Below are 18,735 nucleotides of genomic sequence, written 5' to 3'. Positions count from 1 at the left end.
AAACAGGAATTAATGCCTAATATTTTTAAATATTTGTCAGCTGACTGTGATGATTAAATTTATTAGTCTATATCATAGCTAGCTTTTTCTTTAGCACTGCCATATCTTCGCTTACCTTGATATCCAAAATCTTAGCATAATGCTGTGTAGTCCTTATATTGGTGTGTCCAAGCATTTTCGAAACGCTTTCTATCGGTACACCATTCAATAGCGTAACCGTTGTGGCGAATGTGTGGCGGGCAATATGCGAAGTCAGATTCTTTTCTATTCCACACAAGTCAGCAATTTCCTTCAGGTATTCGTTCATTTTTTGGTTGCTGGGAACCGGAAGAAGTGATCCTTTATTGAGGCAAACTTTGTTGGTGGAATATCTATCAACAATCTCAACAGCTGTTGAAAGTAGCGGAACCGACGATCTTGTTTTGGTTTTCTGCCTGTTGGTAAAGATCCATCGGTCGCCATCAATTCCCTTTCTGATATTCTCCTGTTTCAGTTTGAAGACATCGACATAAGCCAAACCAGTAAAACAGCAGAAAATAAAAACGTCTCTTACCTGCTTCAATCTATCCGATAAAAACTCTTTGCCCGCGATATGAGCCAATTCCTCTTTGTTCAGATAAAAGCGATCGACGTTCTTCGTTTTGCCTTTATAAGCGGTAAATGGGGATTTGTCTATCCATTCGTTCTCCATACAGATACGAAGGATCTTTCCAAGATTTTTAATGTTCTTTACCACATAATTGTTCGCACAGTTCTTATCAGACCTTAGATAATGGTCAAATCCGTTCAGAAATGCCTGGTCGATGGTTTTAATGTCCATATCGGCTACACCATATTTCAAAGGAATAAAAACTTTAAGGTGTCTTTCCAAAACTTTATAACGGTTCAATGTGCCACGGACGTAATCTTTACCCACAAGCTGCTCCATTTTTAGGTTATGGTCGGCAATAGCTTCCAATAGGGTATGGGAATTGGTGAGCGTACCAAGGTAACTAGATTTAATTGCATCTGCTGTAATCGGCAACCCCATATCGAAAACACGTTGATGGGCATAATAAACGGCATTCTGCAATTGGTCAAGATGGGTATTCAACACCTTGATCTCTTCTTTTGAGCCGATGGCTCTGCCACCCTTGGCGTTCCATCGTTTGGGGTCGCAATCTCGATTGGTGGCCATCTCTGCACGCTTTCCCTCTACGGTAATCCTCATGTAGATCGGCACATTTCCACTTACATAGTTCTTTTGCTTTTTCAGATAGAAAAGCAGGCTAAAATTGGTCTTCATAATCTAACGATTAAAGGTAAAACAAAAATAGCTTTGCAACTAAATCTACACAAGATGTTCAGTTTATAACAACCTGTACAATAAATGATTATGTACAATTCGGTGAGTCAATTTTAACCGTTTTGCCTTACTCACCGAATCACTCACCAAAGTTTTGTGAATTCATGCGATTTTTGGCAATTCCCTTAAAGCAAAAACCCTGCTAATCGTGCGATTGCAGGGTTTTATACGTTTTGATAGTCTTTGGTGTGATCCCGCTGGGATTCGAACCCAGGACCACTACATTAAAAGTGTAATGCTCTACCAGCTGAGCTACGGAATCATTTCCTTTTGTTTAAGGAGGTGCAAATATAGAGATAAATCCCTTCTTTGCAAATGTTTTTATAAAATGTTTTCGGCCTTCATCGTTAAAATTAGGTTATCAGTTTGTAACCTGCTGATTTTAAAATGGCTAAGCGCCAAAAATAATTTTCACCTTTTTAAAATAAAAGCTAATACAAACTAAACAGGTGTATAATTACCAGAATTTTTTATTTAGTGGCCTTGGGTATAAAGTTTAAAAACGACTGAAACTGTGCTTTGTGTTTGTTTTTATCGAGCTTAAAGTAGAAAGCACCACGCCTCGAGCTCGATTTATCTTTCTCGTTTTGTTTAATGAGTAAACCACTAGCCGTAATTTTACGGATAAAGTTACGGTTATCAATCGGTGCATCGTACACCTGTTCATATAAAGCCTGCAATTGCGGTATGGTAAAGCGTTTAGGTAATAACTCAAACAAAACAGGGTGGAGGGCGGCCTGGTAACGGATTTTATCCATCGCTGCTTTTACCATAATGTTATGGTCGAAAATCAGTTCAGGTACTTCTTTAAGCGTAAACCATTCGGCATGGAACTGATCATTAATCTGTTTGCTGTATTTATTGATGTCGATCAGCGCAAAATATACCACCGATACCGTACGCTCAATAGGATCACGATCGGGGCTGCCATAAGCATGCAGCTGCTCCAGATATACATCATGCAGGCCGGTAAGCTCTAAAAGGATTCGCTTCGCAGCGCCATCCAGGTTTTCGTTTTCGCCAATAAAACCGCCCATTAAGCTCCATTGATCTTTTATTGGCTCAATGGCCCTTTTAATAACCAAAAGTTTCAGTTGTTCGCCGTCGTAACCAAAAATAATACAGTCTACGGCAACCAATACAGGTTTTTGATTTAAATATTTTCTCATGTTTTAAAAAAGCAGATTTAATTTAGTATCGTTGTAATCGTTAATATAGTCCAAAATATTTGGATAATCGTTAAATTCTTCCCGGCTATGTGTAGTCGTTAACACCAGGCATTGCATACCTGCGTTTAAAGCCGATTCTACACCTTTAGGTGCATCCTCGAAAACCAGGCAATCGGCCGGTGCAACACCCAGGGCAGCTGCTGCCTTTAAAAAGGTTTCCGGATCGGGTTTGCTCATTTTTACGTCATCGGCACTTACAATGGCATCCAGGTAATGGCGGATGTTTAAACCATCTACCACAAAATCGATGTTAAAAGGAATAGCTGCCGAACCAATGGCCATCGGGATTTGTGCCGCCTTAGCCCGTTCCAGAAAATCATCCAAACCAGCTATTAATGCTAAATGTGGTAGATAACCCTCCTGGTAGCGTTTTTCTTTATCTACCGAAAGGCGTTCTATTTCTGCAGGACTAAACTTATCCTTACCAAAAACACGCTCCAGTACTTCGTGGTTTTTACCATACATTTCTTTTTTTACATTTGCGTAATCAAGTTTGGCACCTAAATCTTCGGTCATGATGCTGTACCAGGCTAATGTATGGTATTCCATATCGTTAATCATGGTTCCGTTTAAATCAAAAAGAAGAGCTTTGGGCTTGAAATTAAAATCGTGCATATTCTTGCTAAATTATGTGATTTTTTTTGATGTAGTGAATGATGATCAATATTAACAGAAATAATATTATAATCGTTAACCTGACGTTAATTATTTTTACTACTTTAGCTGTAACCAAAAATAAATCTATATGCAAGCATCAGGAGTTTTGCCAGGTAAAATTCACGATTGCTTCATCAACTTAAAACAATAATAACTGATGAAAAAACCATTTCTTAAGGCATTGCCATTGGCTACCTTGTGTGTAGCCCTTGCTTTTAGTGCATGTAATCCTAAAACCGATAAAGGTGCAACAGGCAGTACACAGCAAGATTCGTTAAAATACAGCGCAACCATTGATGGTAAAGCGGTTAAACTTTACACGTTGAAAAACAAACAAGGTGCTTCGGTATCGATTAGCAATTTTGGCGGCAGGGTAGTTTCGTTGTTGGTGCCCGATAAAAACAACAAACTAACCGATGTGGTACTCGGCTACGATAGCGTGGGTGCCTACCGTAAAAAAGGTGAACCGTTTTTTGGCGCATTGATTGGTCGCTACGGAAACCGCATTGGCAAAGGTAAGTTTACTTTAGACGGAAAAGAATACCAGTTACAGCTTAACGATGGTGTAAATACCCTGCATGGCGGTACCGATGGCTTTTACGGCAAAGTATGGGATGCCAAACAACTGGATAGTACAAAGCTTGAATTGAGTTACGTTTCTAATGATGGCGAAGCCGGTTACCCTGGTAAATTGGATGTGAAAGTAACTTATACTTTAACCGACGATAATTCGCTGCAAATTGATTATGCGGCTACTACTGACAAAACGACTATTGTAAACCTGACCAACCACGCTTATTTTAACTTGAACGGCGAAGGCGACAGTACCATTTTGGATCACGAACTGATGATTGATGCCAATACTTACACACCAGTTGATTCGACCCTGATTCCAACCGGAAAATTACAACCTGTTGCAGGTACTGCTTTCGATTTTAACAAAGCAAAACTAATTGGTAAACAAATTGGCGATAACGACGAGCAGTTAAAATTTGGTAAAGGTTACGACCATAACTTTGCCTTAACCCACCACGATGGTAAAACACCGGTGGCAGTGGTAAAAAGTACTAAAACCGGTATTATTTTATCGGTTATCACTACCGAGCCTGGCTTACAGTTTTACAGTGGTAATTTCTTAACCGGGGCTGATAAGGATGGTAAAGGCGGTAAATCTTACCCACACCGTTCGGCTTTCTGTTTAGAAACGCAACACTTCCCTGATGCACCAAACCACCCGAATTTTGCTTCAACCGTACTTAAACCGGGTGAAACCTATAAAACGAGTACAACCTACAAGTTTTCGAAATAAGGTTAGGCTGTATCATCAATATTGAATTGTTATCTGAGGGTTGATTTATTTCATCAATCAATAGGAGTGACAGGCGATTTTAATGAATTAATATATTGCGTGGAATCGTCATTCCCAACTCGATTGGGAATCGTAATGCCTTGGTAGGTTGCATTAAGATTCCCGCATGCGCGGGAACCGATGGCTATCGGATGACGACGTCGCTATTGAATTCTGTCAATGGTAGAGGGGATTTATTTATAAAAATCAATGTAGCTGACAGGAGAATTTTTAACGAACTGTAGGCTATGAGGAATCGTCATTGCGAAAAGGCTTCTTCAGCCGACGAAGCAATGACGATTTTTTCCTATTGAGTTTATTAATAGTAGCCTGTAGAAGCCTGCCGTTATGCTGTGTGAGGCGTTTCGATACTTCGCCGGGCTCAGTACAGGCTGAGCTCAAGGTGACAAATTCTAGAAAATCAGGGGTTGATACAGCCTTTTTATACTGCCAATAACCTTATACTTCCAATAACCTTTCAGGGAATTGCGAAATTTTTTCTATCGTAAGTTGCTGCATAATCTGGTATAAATGGGTTTTAAACATATTGATGGTATGTTCTCCGCCTTCATTACCTAAAGCACCAACTCCATACATAAAAGGTCGGCCCATAAAGTTGAATTCAGATCCAACCGCATGCGCCCTTGCCAAATCAACACCCGAACGGATTCCTCCATCCAGCATGATTTTGAGTTTTGATTTATAAACTTCATTTCCGGCGAGTTTAATTAAAGAATTGATCGATGATTCCCCCGCATCAATTTGTCGTCCACCGTGATTGGAAACAATCACCCCATCAACACCAATTTGTATGGCTGCCTGCATATCTTCATCGGTAGCGATGCCTTTTAATACCAACGGGCCTTTCCAGATTTCGCGGATGGCGGAAACTTTTTCAATATCAACCTTACCGGTAAATGTTTTGTTCATGAATTGTCCCAGTTGAGACATGTCCATTCCTTTTTCCATGTAAGGCTTTAAGGTAGCAAATGATGGAATGCCATGTTGCAGGGTTTTAATTCCCCATAACGGACGGGCAAAAGCCTGCAAGATATTGTTGATTGACATTTTTGGTGGAATAGATAAGCCACTCTTAATTTCCTTATACCTTAATCCAAATGCAGGAACATCTACCAGCACCACCAACACCGGGCACTCAACCGCTTTTAGTCTTGATAAAATATCATCCCTCAGTTTATTTTCAGTAGGATGATAAAGCTGAAACCAGGCTTTTCCTTCAGACACTTCGGCAATGCGTTCGATGCTACTGGTTGATACGGTACTTAATGTATAAGGAATATCGGCTTTAGCAGCAGCCTTTGCTAAAATTTCGGGTGCATTAGGCCACATCAAACCTTGCAAACCAATCGGAGATATCCCAAATGGAGCGCTGTATTTACGGCCAAATAATTCAACCGACATGTCGATATCTCCACCAACACGTAAGTAATTCGGTTTAAGGTAAATATTGTCGAAATCGCTCTCGTTTCGCGATAAATTAAGTCCCTCATTACAGCCCCCTCCAGGTAGTCAAAGGCAAATTTAGGAATCCTTGATTTTGCCTTTTTTCTTAAGTCCGCTACAGAAGGGAATTGGGGATTGTAAGGGAATGTAATCTTTTTACTCATATTTAAATATTGTATTGGTCAGATTGTGTTTTAAAATTGAAAACTAATGTTTTGTATTATATTTTCCATCCTGCACTATCTGCTATTTTTAATTTTAGTTAAGGAGAATGTAGAAAAATATTGTTTGCGCAGGTCTGATCTGTCATTCTGAACGAAGTGAAGAATCCTTTGCAAATAAAGCAACATCAAAAAGATCCTTCATTGCATTCAGGATGACAAATGAGGAGAAGATATGTCGTTAAACCCCATAAAAAGCTTTCGTATTATCGGTGAAAATTAATTTCCTTTCAGCTTCAGAAAATCGAGCTGTGTACTTAGTAACTAAATTAAACCAATCTTCATAAGGCCTGCTGATCAACATGACCGGCCAATCGCTACCATACATGATTCTTTCAGGGCCAAACGCTTCAAAGATCACATCGAAGCAGTTAAATAATTCTTTCTCCGTCCAGTTTTGCCAGTCGGCTTCAGCCAATAAGCCAGATACCTTGCAATTCACATTTGGGTTTGAAGCCAATATTTTAATGTTTGCGGCCCAGGCGGCCAAATCCTGACTTTTAACATCCGGTTTTCCACAATGATCCAATACAAATGGCTGATCGGGTACCTGATCAACCATTTGTATAATAGCCTCCAACTGATTGTGATAGCACAATAAATCGTAAGTATAGTTGTACTTTTTTAACAGCTTAACGCCTGCAATAAATCTTTCATTCAAAATAAATTCCGAATTTTCTGCCTGCAATACATGTCGCCAGCCTTTAATGGTTTTGAAATTGCTCCAATAGCTTAAACGTTCATCCAGGTTGGGATGAAGCAGGTCTACCCAGCCCACAATACCTTTTATAACCTCGTTCTGCTCAGCGAGTCTCAGCAGAAAATGATTTTCTTCTTCTGATTGATTCGCCTGCACCGCAATACAACCGGTAATCTGAAGATCGTTATAAACCCTCAAAAGGTTCTTCGGAGAAAAATCCTTTCGGATCGCCATCATCTCTTCATTGATCCAGCTATCCCTAACCGGATCAAAATTCCAAAAATGCACGTGCGTATCAATCATATAAAAGCGTTTAGAGTTTAAATATCTGATCCATTAAGATCCATTTTTCGCCTGGTTTTGCACCTGGCAGTGCCTGCTGGAATTTCCACATTAAAGTTTCCCATTCCTGTACTTTTGGATTGGCCAAATCAGCTTTTGCTTTTTCATCAAAAGAGAAGCTTTCGTTAACCTCCATAATCATACATAAGCGGTTACCTAGGAGATATATTTCCAGGTTTTCGATGCCTGAAGAACTTATACTTTCTTTAATCTCCGGCCAAACCGATTGATGGTACTGCTTATATTCTTCTATCAGTTTTTCATCATTTACAAGATCGAGTGTCAGGCAGTATCTTTTCATGTTAATTTCCGCTGTAAGCTTTAACCGTTTGTTTGCTTGTGCCCAGGCCATCAATTCCCAGTTCAACCACATCACCAGCTTTTAAATACCAGGGCTCCGGTTTCTGGCCTAAACCTACACCTGCAGGTGTTCCTGTGGTAATTACATCTCCAGGTAAAAGTGTCATAAACTGACTGATGTACGAAATCATAAAAGGCACATTAAAAATCAGGTTAGATGTATTTCCATCCTGTAAGGTTTTGCCGTTAACGGTTAACCACAGGCGAAGATTGTGTACATCGGCAATTTCATCCTGTGTAGCGATAAATGGCCCGATCGGCGCAAAAGTATCACAGCTTTTTCCTTTTACCCACTGGCCGTTTCTTTCGATCTGAAACTCACGTTCGCTGTAATCGTTGTGCAACACATAACCTGCAATGTGATCCAAAGCATTTTCTTCGGAAACATAACTCGCTTTTTTACCCACAACAATGGCTAATTCTACTTCCCAATCGGTTTTTTTGCTGTTTTTTGGGATAATCAGGTCGTCATTTGGACCAACAATAGCGGAAGTGGCCTTGAAGAATAAAATCGGTTCCGAAGGAATCGGTGCATTGGTTTCTGCAGCATGGTCTTTATAATTTAAACCCACGCAGATAATTTTAGAAGGACGTGCCAAAGCAGGACCAAGGCGCACACTTTTATCAACCTTGGGTAAATCAGCGGATTCGATGTCTTTTTTAAGTTTTTCTAAACCATCGCCACCAAAAAATTCTTCGTTATAATCTTTCACCAATGCAGAAACATCGAAATAATTATCGTTTACAATCACTCCTGGTTTTTCAGCTCCCGCTTCGCCAAATCGTATTAATTTCATTATATTATATTTAAAATGTGTTATTAATTATTTAAGGTCGTAAATCCACCGTCAATCGGGTAATCACAGCCGGTGATAAATGAAGCTTCATCACTGCACAAATATAAAGCCAGTGCGCCTACTTCTTCCGGTTTAGCCATTCTGCCGATAGGTTGTGTTTTAGAAAGCTTTTCGAACATTTCAGGGATATTATCCGGATAGTTTTTCTGTAAAAAGCCATCAACAAAAGGTGTGTGTACCCTTGCCGGAGAGATGGAATTGCACCTGATGTTTTCGCCAATATAATCTTTGGCCACACTCATGGTAATGGCTTTTACTGCACCTTTAGCCGCACTGTACACGAAACGGTCGGGCAGGCCGATCAAAGCCGCAATTGATGCCATATTGATAATCACACCGCCACCTGCCAAACGGATCTGCGGAATGGCTGCATGCAAACAGTTATAAACACCTTTAACATTTACGCGCATTACCCGGTCAAAGTCTGCTTCATCAGTAGTATCCGCCTTTCCAATATGTGCGATACCTGCATTATTGATCAGGATGTTGATGTGCCCGATCTCGTTAAAAACATCGTGAACCGCTTTATGATCAGAAACATCGCAGCCATAACTAAATGCTGTGCCACCGCTTTCCTTAATTTCATTAATCGTGTCCTGTGCCTGTTCAGTGCCCAGTTCGATGATGTGAACTTCGGCTCCCTGTTTAGCTAAAATGGTTGCAATGGCCTTTCCAATGCCGCTTCCCCCGCCTGTAACCACGGCTCTTTTGTTTTTTAGTGAAAACATGTATGGTTATAAATTATAATTGATTAGAATATAGAATACAAATAAAATAAATATTGTTGGTTAAAAATTTTATCTTCTTGTCTAAATATTAACAGATATTGTCATACTCCGCTTGTCGGCTCCTAACCGCCTTACCTTGCATAAATTTTACAAACGCGGAAAGCTAATTTACTTATATTTGAATATTATTTTTATATTTAAATAATATTTTAACCAAATATCACATTTCATCTTTCTGTAAAAGGAGAGTTGTAAGCCCCAAATTGAATGAGAAATTTTCTGATTTTTATTTCCTGTTATTTTCTATCGATCCCATTATCTCATGCAAATTACCGTGCACAAAAAACAATTGTCATTTCTACAGAGAACCATGTTCGGGTACGTTTTGGTGCAGAAAGAATTTCAAAAGCCTTAACTACATTAAATTATTCGATCAAAATCGAACAGAAAGACAAAATTGGTAGCATAGTTAATTTGATTGCTATTGGTGTATTTTCGGATAAACTTTTCGTTAATCATCTTCCTGCGGAAATTAAAAATAAGATCTCCATCACAAAAAAAGAGGGTTTCCATATTTATACATCAAAAAACGGTATAATTTATATAATCGGTAACGATGCATCGGGTGCTTTGTATGGCTGTATTGAACTAGCAGATCAGATTAAAAGTAAGGGTAAATTACCATTGCAGCTAACAATGTCCGACCAGCCAGAAATGGTATTACGTGGCACTTGTATCGGCTTGCAGAAACCTGATTATTTGCCAGGTCATGATGTTTATGAATATCCTTACACCCCGGAAACTTTTCCCTGGTTATACGACAAAGCTTTATGGATCAAATATCTCGATATGATGGTCGAGAACCGTTATAACTCGCTTTATTTATGGAATGGCCATCCCTTTTCTTCTTTATTGAGGTTAAAAGATTATCCGTACGCAGTGGAGGTAGATGAAGCTACGTTAAAAAAGAATGAGGAAATTTTTCAGTTTTTAACCACAGAGGCTGATAAAAGGGGAATCTGGGTCATCCAGATGTTTTACAATATTATTATCCCAAAACCTTTTGCGGATAAACACGGATTAAAAACTCAAGATCGGAACCGACCGATTATTCCTTTAATAGCTGATTATACCCGAAAATCAATTGCTTCCTTTGTAGAGAAATATCCAAATGTGGGTTTAATGGTGGCTCTGGGAGAGGCAATGGAAGGCGTTGGTCAGGATGATATAGACTGGTTTACCAAAACTATTATCCCAGGGGTAAAAGACGGATTAAAAGCGGCTGGGATTAAGGAAGAACCTCCAATTGTACTGCGGGCACACGATACCGATGCGCCGAGTGTAATGAAAGCGGCCTTGCCACTTTATCATAATTTATATACTGAAAATAAGTTTAACGGAGAGGCCTTAACTACTTATACACCACGTGGGGCATGGGCCGACTTAAACCGGAAATTAGCAGCCATTGGAACAGTTAACATTTCTAACGTGCACATTTTAGCTAATTTAGAGCCATTTAGATATGGTGCGGCTGATTTTATCCAAAAATCAGTGCAGGCAATGAATAAAATTTATGGCGCAAAAGGATTGCATTTATACCCACAGGCAAGTTATTGGGACTGGCCTTATGCTGCTGATGAAGTAAAAGGCAGGTTATTAGAGGTAGATCGCGACTGGATCTGGTATAAAGAGTGGGCGAGGTATTCGTGGAATTCGCAGCGCGATCGCAAACAGGAAATCGATTATTGGGGCAAAGAGTTGGCTGATAAATATGGTACCAACTTAATGGGTGGCAAAGCCATTTTGAATGCTTATGAAGAATCGGGAGAGATATCGCCAAAACTTTTGCGCAGATACGGCATTACCGATGGTAACCGGCAAACGCTGACTTTGGGCATGTTGACGACACAGCTCATCAATCCTTACCGATACGGACTCTTTACTTTACTATACGAATCGGAAGCCCCTGAAGGTGAAATGATTATCGATTATGCAGAAAAGGAATGGAAGAAGCAGGGACATGTTGGCGAAACACCCGCACTGGTAGCAAAAGAAGTGGTAGAACACGGTAAAAAAGCCATCCAATCCATTAATGAGGCTGCACCAAATGTAAAAAAGGATACAGCAGAATTTAGAAGGCTTAAAAACGATATTTATTGTTACGATGCCATGGCTAATTTTTATGCAGACAAAGTTAAAGCAGCACTTTGGATATTGCGGTATAAATATTCTAACCAGGTAAGCGATTTAGAACAGGCCTTGCCTTTCCTTCAGAAAAGTGTAGATCATTATACAGAACTGGTTAAGCTAACCGATCATAATTATCTATATGCCAATAGCATGCAAACAAAACAACGTAAAATACCGATGCGTGGTGTAGACAAAACTTTTATCCATTGGAGAGAAATGTTGCCCGTATTTACCAAAGAATTGAATCATTTTAAAAGAAGTATCGATTCATTAAAATCAATTAAACAGGGATCGATTGCTGCTGTCGAGCCGTATAAAGCAGCTGATGTAAAGTTGCTCAATACAACTGAAACGTACACCATTGCTAAAGATGTACAGCTTTTTAGGGACACAATTATTAAAATCAAAGAAGTTGCAGGACAGTTAACTGACTTAAAAGGCATTAAACTGAGCAAAGCACAACAAATTAAAAATGGGACAGAAATTAAGTTTAGCACCAATTCTCCTGTAAAGCTGTTGGTTGGCTTTTTTAACCAGAAAGATCCGCAATACCTGGCTCCGCCACAATTGGAAACCGATGCAAGTGCCAATAATTATGGTCAATCCGAAATTAAAATATCAAACGCTTTAGTGCCTTATGGTTTTCCACCGGTAAATGTACACGCGTATGCTTTCCCGGCAGGAACACATACTTTAAATTTAGGAAAAGGAGCCTGTTTGGTTTTAGGTTTTATTGATGATAAACAGGAACTGCGCATTTTTAACGCGGGTTTAGATGGCAGGGGAAAAGACATAGATTGGTTATTCGAATAATGGGAAATACAAGAAATTTTATAGTCACGGCAGCACTGTCGATATTGACATTTACTGGCTTTGCGCAACAAAAACCTACACTGGGAACAGAAAAACTGAAGAAATATGTGGATTATTTTAATTCAACAGATACGGAAGCGGTAAAGAATTATATTCCTAATAGCGAGGCTTTTAAATGGCTTGCCGATCAGGCTCCTTTATTCGAATGCCCGGATTCGGTATTGGAACAAAATTATTACTACCGCTGGTGGACTTACCGCAAACATTTAGTTAAAACGCCTGAAGGTTTCATATTTACTGAGTTTATCGAACCGATTAAACACGCAGGCAAATATAACTCAATAAGTTGTGCATTGGGTCACCACATTTACGAAGGCAGATGGCTGAAAGACAACAGTTACCTGAAAGACTACATTAAATTCTGGCTTTACCATGCCGATGTGGGCCAAACTAAACAGCGTTTCCATCAATTTAGCAGCTGGGTGGATGATGCGGCGTATCAAAACTATCTGGTGAAACCAGATCAGGGATTCCTGAAAGAAATTTTGCCGGCACTGGATAAAGATTACGGAAAATGGGAATCGGAAAGGCAGCTTAAAAACGGATTGTTCTGGCAGCATGATGTGAAGGATGGCATGGAAGAATCAATCAGTGGATCACGCAAAGACCAGAACCAGAGACCAACCATAAACAGTTACATGTATGGCAACGCCATGGCTTTAGATAAAATTGCGGAACTTTTAGGCGATAAATTACTTGCAGATAAGTATAAAAACAAAGCAACTGCAATAAAAAAACTGGTCCAGGATAGTTTATGGAATACTTCTGCGTCGTTTTTTGAAACGAGAAAAGCCAAAGGCGGCTCAGCTGAGGTACGGGAAGCCATCGGTTTTACACCCTGGGATTTCAATTTACCCGATGATAATGCCAATTATGCAAAAGCATGGGACCAGTTATTGGATACGGCCGGATTTAAAGCGCCATGGGGCTTAACCACAGCCGAAAGGAGAAATCCAACCTTCAGAACAAGAGGAACAGGGCACAGCTGCGAATGGGATGGAGCACTTTGGCCTTTTGCCAGCTCACAAACGTTAAAAGGATTGGCAAATCTGTTAACGAATTATAAAAAACATGGTAAAATGAATGCAAATATCTTTTATCAGGAACTGCATCAGTATGCGGCATCTCATGTCAAAAATGGAAAACCATACATTGGGGAGTATCAGGATGAAAAAACCGGAGAATGGTTAAAAGGTGACAATCCACGAAGTATTTTTTACAATCACTCTACCTTTAACGATTTAATTATCAATGATTTAATAGGCTTAAAACCGCGTCAGGATAATGTTTTGGAGATCTTCCCCTTAATTCCTAAAAATCAATGGGACTGGTTTATGCTGGATAATGTTTCCTACCATGGTAAAATAGTGACGATTTTATGGGACAAAACCGGTACAAAATATAACAGGGGCAAAGGATTATTGGTATTTGTTGATGGCAAAGAAATTTATAATGGCAAAGATTTGAAGCCTTTAAAGGTTAAGATGGATTAAATCAATTGTCCCCGGTCTGTGTCTGCACAGGCCAAAATTTTTTATTGGTCCGTGGAGACACAAACCAGGGCTTATAGAAAAGCGATAAAATCACTGATTCATTCATCCTCGTTACAAACGAGGACGATGTGGATGTAGGAAAATGGGCATAAATATACACGGTCGTCACCCTGAATTTATTTCAGGGTCTAAACAGCAAAAAGGATGCTGAAACAAGTTCAGCATGACGTGACTACTAAAGAAATCAAAGGAATAATGAAACGAGTAAAATACATTTTCAAAACCTTACTTTTTATAATTGCGTTAATTACGTGCTTAACCGCCAACGCCCAATCTTACTATAACGTAATCAAATATGGCGCAAAAAACGACAGCAGTAAACTGGCCACACCTGCCATCAAAAATGCGATAGAAGCCGCATCAAAAGCAGGCGGAGGTACCGTTTATTTTCCGGCTGGAAAATATTTAACCGGGGCAATTCACTTAAAAAGCAACATTACCATTTTGATTGATGCCGGTGCCGAATTGCACTTTAGCGATAATTTTGATGATTATCTGCCTATGGTGAAAAGCCGCTATGAGGGTGTAGACGTAACCAGTTTTTCACCGTTATTTTATGCCTATAAGGTAGAAAATATTTCGATTATTGGTCGTGGAATTATCGATGGACATGGTAAAAAGTGGTGGGATTTTGTAGAAGGTTATAAAGAAGGTCAACCGCGATCGAAGTGGCAGACCACTTTTGATGGTTTAAATAAGGATATCGTTTTACCTGACGATCCAAAACAGATGAAAAGAGGTTTTCTCCGTCCGCCGTTTATACAACCGATGTTCTGCAAAAATGTATTGATTGATGGAATAACCATCCGCAATTCGCCTTTTTGGACAATCAATCCTGAGTTTTGCGAAAATGTTAAAGTTCATGCGGTTACCATTAACAATCCTCATTCACCCAATACAGACGGTATCAATCCTGAATCTTGTAAAAATGTGCACATTTCTGATTGCCACATCAGTGTGGGTGACGATTGCATCACCATTAAATCAGGCAAAGATGCACCCGGAAGAAAAATGGCCATTCCGGCAGAAAACTATGTCATTACAAATTGTACGATGTTATCAGGTCATGGAGGAGTGGTTATTGGCAGCGAAATGTCGGGCGATGTACGTAAAATAGCCATCTCGAACTGCGTCTTCGACGGAACAGATAGGGGAATCCGCATTAAAACTGCCCGTGGCAGGGGCGGAGTGGTTGAAGAGATCAGGGTGAGCAACATCATCATGAAAAACATTAAAGATCAGGCCATTGTATTGGATATGCAGTATGCTAAAACAAATATAGAACCTGTTTCAGAGCGGACGCCGGTCTTTAGAAATATCCATTTCAGCAATATTACCGGTCAGGTTAACCAGGCAGGTTATTTAAATGGTTTGGAAGAGATGCCTATCGATAATATTACTTTCAACGACATCAATATGGAAGCTAAAACCGGTTTTTCTATTCAAAATTCCAGTCATATTGAGTTTCATCATGTAACCGTAAATACAGAATTGGAATCATCTTTAAAGGCAGCTAAGGTGAATAACTTGATTATAGATGGCTTGAAAAGCAACAAACCGCAAGCAAATTCAGCAGTAATCGATCTTAAAAATGTATCTGATCTGTTTTTGTACAATGCTTTCCCTGTAAAAGAAACGGCTACCTATTTGAAATTAAGTGGTGCGGAAACTAAAAACATATACCTTGGAAATAATAATTTCAGAAGGGTTAAGGAGGCCGTTAAAAAGGAAAAAGAAGTAACAGCAACGGTCGAAATTATTTCGGGCGATAAAGGACAGTAACATGAAGTTTAAACTTTTATCAGGCATTTTGTTTTTGATATTAACTGCGCATAGCGGTAGCAGTTTTGCACAACAAAACAACCATACTTTATGGTACACCAAAGCTGCCGAAAAATGGACGGATGCTTTACCCATCGGAAACGGCAGATTGGGTGCAATGATTTTCGCCGGAACAGCTGTAGATCATATCCAGTTTAACGAAGAAACCATTTGGACAGGCCAACCAAGAGATTATAACCGAAAAGGTGCGTATCAATATCTTCCTGAAATTAGAAAATTGCTTTTCGAGGGCAAACAAAAAGAAGCTGAAGCGTTGGCACAGGAGCAATTTATGGGGCTTCAAAGTACTTCAGGCGACCTAAAAGTTTGGGTAAATGAAATGAAAGCCGGAAAAGGTATTCAGGGAAACCCCACAATGGCTAATTTTGATGATAAACTTTGGAAAACGATAAAAGTACCTTCTTATGAGGGGTGGGAAGCCGTTGGTTTGGCAAATTTAGATGGTGCAGTTTGGTTCAGGACAACTTTTGACGTGCCAGAAAATTGGCTTGGAAAAGATCTGATCTTAGATCTTAACCGCATCCGCGACCAGGATTTTACTTATATCAATGGCCAGCTAGTTGGCAATACCGATAATACGGAACCTAGAAAATATACAATACCTGCAAAGTTGATTAAAAAAGGCAGAAATGTGATCGCTATACAGGTACTCAACTATTTTGATAAAGGCGGATTGGCAGGTTATAAGGATACTTCCAAAAAAATCGGCATTTATCCTGTTGGAAGCAGCGTAGAGCAAGGCATTTCCCTGGTTAAAGAATGGAAGTATAAAATTCAGGATGAAGATCCACCTGCCGTTCCTCAATATCAGGGTAGTTATCAGCCTTTTGGAGATCTGAACCTGTATTTCAAACAGACCAAATCTATTGTTACCAATTACAAAAGATCTTTGGATATCAGTACCGCCATTGCAAAAACCACCTATACTTTAAATGGCGTAAATTATCAGCGTGAGTATTTTGCGAGTCAGCCAAACCAGGCCATTATAATCCATTTAACGGCCGATAAAAAGGCATCCATTAGTTTCGATGCAGAACTTTCCAGCGCTCACCGAAAATCATCGGTAAAAGCTTTAGGAAATAATGTAATTGCCTTATCTATTCAGGTAAAAGATGGTGCGATTAAGGGAGAAAGCCGGTTAACAGCTTTAATTAAAAATGGATCGGTGAAGGTGATTAATGGCAAAATCAGTATCAATCAGGCCGATGAAGTAACACTTTATTTAACTGGCGGAACCAATTTTATCAATGCACAGGATGTTTCAGGGAACCCTGCAACGGCCAATATTAAAACACTCCATAATTTAAAAGGTAAAGCGTACACCGAAATTAAGCAGAACCACATTAAGGAATACCAAACTTATTATAACAACTTTAGCGTTGATTTTGGCACATCGGAGAATGAAAAACTACCGACAGATGAAAGGCTGGAAAAATTCGCAAGCGCTAATGACCCTGCATTTGCAGCTTTATACATGCAATATGGACGGTATTTATTGATTTCGAGTTCAAGGCCAGGAACACAGCCTGCTAATCTTCAAGGCATTTGGAACGACCTGCTCACACCACCCTGGGGAAGCAAGTACACCACCAATATTAACCTTGAAATGAATTACTGGTCGACTGAAATCCTTAATTTATCAGCCTTAAACGAACCACTTTTTAGTAAAATTAAAGGATTATCCAAAACTGGTGCCGAAACGGCAAAAGCATATTATAATGCGCGTGGCTGGGTTTTACACCACAATACTGATTTGTGGAATGGTACAGCCCCAATTAATGCCTCTAATCATGGTATCTGGGTAAGTGGTGGAGGGTGGCTAAGTCAGCATTTGTGGGAACATTACCAATTTAGTAAAGACCGTAAATTCCTCGAAACCGAGGCTTATCCTTTGATGAAACAAGCTGCTTTGTTCTATGAAGATTTTTTAGTGAAAGACCCAAAAACAGGCTGGTTGATCAGTAGTCCATCCAATTCTCCGGAAAACGGCGGTTTAGTAGCTGGGCCAACAATGGATCACCAGATTATCAGATCGCTATTCAGAAATTGTATCGCTGCTGCCGGGGTATTGAATATAGATGAAGATTTTAGAAAATCCCTGACAGAGAAAGTTAAACAAATTGCTCCAAATCAAATTGGGAAATACGGCCAACTGCAGGAATGGCTGGAAGATAAGGACGATACGACCAATAAACACCGTCATGTTTCTCATTTATGGGGTGTTTATCCCGGAAATGACATTACCTGTGCTAACAATGAAAAAATGATGCAGGCCGCAAAACAGTCTTTATTGTACCGCGGTGATGACGCTACTGGCTGGAGTTTAGCCTGGAAGATTAATTTCTGGGCCAGGTTTAAAGATGGTGATCATGCCATGAAACTGGTAAAAATGTTAATGAAACCGGCTAATAATGGGGCAGGGTCTTACGTTAATCTTTTTGATGCGCATCCACCTTTCCAGATTGATGGAAACTTTGGCGGTGCAGCCGGAATTGCCGAAATGATTGTGCAAAGCCATCAGGGTTATCTGGATATTTTACCTGCTTTGCCAGCAGCTATTCCAAATGGTGAGATTAAAGGTTTAAAGGCACGTGGTGGATTTGAACTGGATTTAACCTGGAAAAATGGCTTACTGACCTCAATTACTATAAAATCTAAAACAGGAGGAAATTGTAAAGTCCGTTATAAAAACAACAATATAAGTTTTGAAACTAAAATTGGTGAAACTTATAAATTGAATGGAGATTTGAAATGACAAGAGAGTTTAAAGGCATTTTAAAAAGTATTTTGAACGTAATGATGTCCGTGAGTACACGCACCTCGGCTATAGCCCTTTTAAAAAGTGTTTTGAACGTGATGAGGTCTGTGGGTGCACGTACCTCGGCTAGAAAGAATATGGCCTTCAAGAATTCCAAACGCCTTAGTCTTTGTTTCCACAGACGAAAATTGAAACATTTCACGCGCCATGGTTCGTGTCTCCACGAACCAATAACCGAGTCAAATTTTGCGTGGACACTTTTACTATC

At 39.6% G+C, this 18,735-nt stretch carries 13 protein-coding genes and 1 tRNA gene; 5 read left to right on the top strand and 9 right to left on the bottom strand.

What is annotated here, in order from left to right; all coding sequences use genetic code 11:
• Positions 1-67: 67 nt before the first annotated feature.
• The 4 genes from ACQ86H_RS15410 to ACQ86H_RS15395 form a co-directional block, all read right to left on the bottom strand.
• Positions 68-1,285, bottom strand: a complete 1,218-nt coding sequence (locus ACQ86H_RS15410; protein WP_431291643.1) for a site-specific integrase — start codon at positions 1,283-1,285, stop codon at positions 68-70.
• Between the two features lie 249 nt (positions 1,286-1,534).
• A tRNA-Lys gene (locus tag ACQ86H_RS15405) sits at positions 1,535-1,607 on the bottom strand.
• A gap of 208 nt (positions 1,608-1,815) precedes the next feature.
• A complete protein-coding gene (locus ACQ86H_RS15400) occupies positions 1,816-2,514 on the bottom strand; it encodes an NUDIX hydrolase (RefSeq protein ID WP_138820969.1) in 699 nt (232 codons plus the stop codon).
• 3 nt (positions 2,515-2,517) lie between these two features.
• Positions 2,518-3,189, bottom strand: coding sequence for an HAD family hydrolase (locus ACQ86H_RS15395; protein ID WP_431291642.1), 672 nt, complete (start codon positions 3,187-3,189; stop codon positions 2,518-2,520).
• A 199-nt stretch (positions 3,190-3,388) separates the two neighbouring features.
• On the opposite strand from ACQ86H_RS15395, the gene ACQ86H_RS15390 reads away from it, so the two are divergent.
• Positions 3,389-4,540 carry an aldose epimerase family protein gene (locus ACQ86H_RS15390; RefSeq protein WP_431291641.1) on the top strand — a complete coding sequence of 384 codons (1,152 nt, stop codon included), beginning with the start codon at positions 3,389-3,391 and terminating at the stop codon, positions 4,538-4,540.
• Positions 4,541-5,038: 498 nt separating this feature from the next.
• Here the strand turns inward: ACQ86H_RS15390 and ACQ86H_RS15385 are convergent, their stop codons facing one another.
• The 5 genes from ACQ86H_RS15385 to ACQ86H_RS15365 all read right to left on the bottom strand — a co-directional run bounded on the left by ACQ86H_RS15385 (position 5,039) and on the right by ACQ86H_RS15365 (position 9,251).
• Entirely contained in the window at positions 5,039-6,046 is a 1,008-nt protein-coding gene (locus ACQ86H_RS15385; protein ID WP_431295411.1) for an alpha-hydroxy acid oxidase, read from the bottom strand.
• A gap of 399 nt (positions 6,047-6,445) precedes the next feature.
• Positions 6,446-7,267, bottom strand: coding sequence for an amidohydrolase family protein (locus ACQ86H_RS15380; protein WP_431291640.1), 822 nt, complete (start codon positions 7,265-7,267; stop codon positions 6,446-6,448).
• Between the two features lie 10 nt (positions 7,268-7,277).
• Positions 7,278-7,607, bottom strand: a complete 330-nt coding sequence (locus ACQ86H_RS15375) for an L-rhamnose mutarotase (protein WP_431291639.1) — start codon at positions 7,605-7,607, stop codon at positions 7,278-7,280.
• Position 7,608: 1 nt separating this feature from the next.
• Entirely contained in the window at positions 7,609-8,463 is an 855-nt protein-coding gene (locus tag ACQ86H_RS15370; RefSeq protein WP_431291638.1) for a fumarylacetoacetate hydrolase family protein, read from the bottom strand.
• A gap of 23 nt (positions 8,464-8,486) precedes the next feature.
• The gene (locus ACQ86H_RS15365; RefSeq protein ID WP_431291637.1) at positions 8,487-9,251 is read right to left on the bottom strand and encodes an SDR family NAD(P)-dependent oxidoreductase; all 765 of its coding nucleotides are present in this window, start codon (positions 9,249-9,251) and stop codon (positions 8,487-8,489) included.
• Positions 9,252-9,518: 267 nt separating this feature from the next.
• On the opposite strand from ACQ86H_RS15365, the gene ACQ86H_RS15360 reads away from it, so the two are divergent.
• The 4 genes from ACQ86H_RS15360 to ACQ86H_RS15345 all read left to right on the top strand — a co-directional run bounded on the left by ACQ86H_RS15360 (position 9,519) and on the right by ACQ86H_RS15345 (position 18,464).
• Complete coding sequence (locus ACQ86H_RS15360) at positions 9,519-12,254, top strand: alpha-d-galacturonidase (protein ID WP_431291636.1); 2,736 nt, start codon at positions 9,519-9,521, stop codon at positions 12,252-12,254.
• Positions 12,254-13,807, top strand: coding sequence for an MGH1-like glycoside hydrolase domain-containing protein (locus ACQ86H_RS15355; RefSeq protein ID WP_431291635.1), 1,554 nt, complete (start codon positions 12,254-12,256; stop codon positions 13,805-13,807). The genes ACQ86H_RS15360 and ACQ86H_RS15355 overlap by 1 nt, the downstream gene beginning before the upstream one ends.
• 204 nt (positions 13,808-14,011) lie before the next feature.
• Complete coding sequence (locus ACQ86H_RS15350; RefSeq protein ID WP_431291634.1) at positions 14,012-15,649, top strand: glycoside hydrolase family 28 protein; 1,638 nt, start codon at positions 14,012-14,014, stop codon at positions 15,647-15,649.
• Between the two features lies 1 nt (position 15,650).
• A complete protein-coding gene (locus ACQ86H_RS15345; protein ID WP_431291633.1) occupies positions 15,651-18,464 on the top strand; it encodes a glycosyl hydrolase family 95 catalytic domain-containing protein in 2,814 nt (937 codons plus the stop codon).
• Positions 18,465-18,735: the final 271 nt, after the last annotated feature.

This window comes from Pedobacter sp. P26 (assembly GCF_050632135.1).
Lineage (GTDB): Bacteria > Bacteroidota > Bacteroidia > Sphingobacteriales > Sphingobacteriaceae > Pedobacter.
This window is presented reverse-complemented; position numbering and strand designations above follow the sequence as displayed.